This is a genomic window from Amycolatopsis sp. NPDC059021 (assembly GCF_042739895.1).
Taxonomy (GTDB): domain Bacteria; phylum Actinomycetota; class Actinomycetes; order Mycobacteriales; family Pseudonocardiaceae; genus Amycolatopsis.
The window spans coordinates 5759-7502 of record NZ_JBHYIQ010000041.1; the positions used below are offsets into that span (position 1 = coordinate 5759).

Genomic DNA, 1744 nt, shown 5'->3' on the forward strand with positions numbered 1-1744 from the left:
TCTCTAGGCGGGGGGCGTGGGCGCCCGCGGGGGGGGGCCCGGGCCCCGCCCCGGCGCACCCCGGTTGCGCCCCCTGGGGGGGGGCCCCCCCCCCCGGAGTGCCGCCCCGCTTCTTTTCGTGCCCACCGCCCGAGACCCGGCCAGCGGGGCAGGGCGGGCGGAGGCGGCCAGATGCTTAGGCATGCTCAGCGCCGCGTTTAGCCCGCTAACTGCGCTCCCCCGGGCCCTGCCGGAGCGCGTTTAGCGGGCTAAACGCGCTCCGGGACCGGGGTGGGGTCAGGCGGTGAAGCCGCCGTCGACGGTGATGGTGGTGCCGGTGATGTAGCGGCCACCGGGGCCGGCGAGGTGGGCGACGGTCGCCGCGATGTCGGACGCGTCGGCGTAGTGGCCCAGCGCGATGTGCTCCAGCTGCGACGTCGCGTGCGGCCCGTCCTCCGGGTTCATGTCGGTGTTCGTCGAGCCGGGGTGCACGACGTTCGCGGTGATCCCGCGCGGCCCCAGATCGCGCGCCAGCCCGCGGGTCAGGCCGGTCAGCGCCGACTTGCTCGCCGAGTACAGGCTCAGCCCCGGCCACGGCGCCCGGTCCGCCAGATCGCTGCCGATCGACACGATCCGCCCGCCGCTGCCCATGTGCCGCACCGCGGCGCCCGCGGCCACCAGCACGGCCCGGACATGCACCGCGAGCGTGTGGTCGATCGTTTCCACGCTCAGCTCGTCGACGGTGCCGGTCGGGAACACGCCCGCGTTGTTCACCAGGATGTCCAGCCGCCCCAGTTCGGCGGCCGCGCGGTCGACGGCGCCGGTCACCGCGGCCGCGTCGGCGCTGTCCGCCTGAATCGCGACGCCGCGACGGCCGAGGCCCTCGATCTCCGCGACGACCTTCTCCGCCCGGTCTCGTGAGCGCTCGTAGGTGATCGCGACGTCGGCGCCATCCGTGGCCAGCCGGATGGCGATCGCCGCGCCGATGCCCCGGCCCCCGCCGGTCACCAGTGCCACTTTGCCCGCCAGCGCTGTGTTCATGGGAGCTCCCCTTTTCTTTAGTGGTCACTATATAAAAGAGGACGTAGGATCCGGACGTCAAGGGTTTTTGTATCAGTCATTACAGAAGGTGGTCCATGTCACCGCGAGGACGTCCCAGGGCCTTCGACCGTGACCGTGCCCTGACCGAGGCGATGTACATCTTCTGGGCGCGTGGTTACGAAGGCGCGTCCCTGGCCGACCTGACGACGGCGATGGGCATCAACCCGCCCAGCCTCTACGCGGCCTTCGGCAGCAAGGAGGCGCTGTTCCGCGAGGCTGTGGGGCACTACTGCGAAAATTACGGCGGCTTCACCGACGCCGCGCTGCGGGAGCCGACAGCGCGCGCCGCCATCGAGGCGGTGCTGCGGGACAACGCGCGCGATTACGTCGACCCCGGTCACCCCAGCGGCTGCATGGTCGTGCTCGCCGCGACCAACTGCACGCCTGCGAACCAGGGGCTCTACACCTATCTCGCCGAGTTGCGGCGCGAAACCCAGGAGTCGATCACGCAGCGGCTGCGCAAGGGCCTCGAAGACGGCGATCTGCCGGCGAAGACCGACGTCGAAGCGCTGGGCCGCTTCTACACGACGGTGCTCCTCGGGTTGTCGGTGCAGGCGCGTGACGGCGCGACCCTGTCCGAACTCGGCGCGTCGATCGACGTCGCACTGGCCGCCTGGCCGGAGGAGGCCCGGAAATGACGGAGGGGCGGCGTCCACAATGGACC

2 protein-coding genes are annotated in these 1744 nt (G+C 71.6%); one reads left to right on the plus strand and one right to left on the minus strand.

The window, feature by feature from the left end; translation table 11 throughout:
- Positions 1-276: 276 nt before the first annotated feature.
- The gene (locus ACFWX1_RS23690) at positions 277-1020 is read right to left on the minus strand and encodes an SDR family NAD(P)-dependent oxidoreductase (protein WP_378390689.1); all 744 of its coding nucleotides are present in this window, start codon (positions 1018-1020) and stop codon (positions 277-279) included.
- Between the two features lie 95 nt (positions 1021-1115).
- On the opposite strand from ACFWX1_RS23690, the gene ACFWX1_RS23695 reads away from it, so the two are divergent.
- Positions 1116-1718: a TetR/AcrR family transcriptional regulator gene (locus tag ACFWX1_RS23695; protein WP_378390691.1), complete on the plus strand. Its 603-nt coding sequence runs from the start codon at positions 1116-1118 to the stop codon at positions 1716-1718.
- Positions 1719-1744 lie beyond the last annotated feature (26 nt).

What these genes read in the sequence shown, in the direction of transcription:
- ACFWX1_RS23690 (WP_378390689.1), bottom strand. Translation starts at nt 1,020, where the DNA reads ATGAACACAGCGCTGGCGGGCAAAGTGGCACTGGTGACCGGCGGGGGC.
- ACFWX1_RS23695 (WP_378390691.1), top strand. Translation starts at nt 1,116, where the DNA reads ATGTCACCGCGAGGACGTCCCAGGGCCTTCGACCGTGACCGTGCCCTG.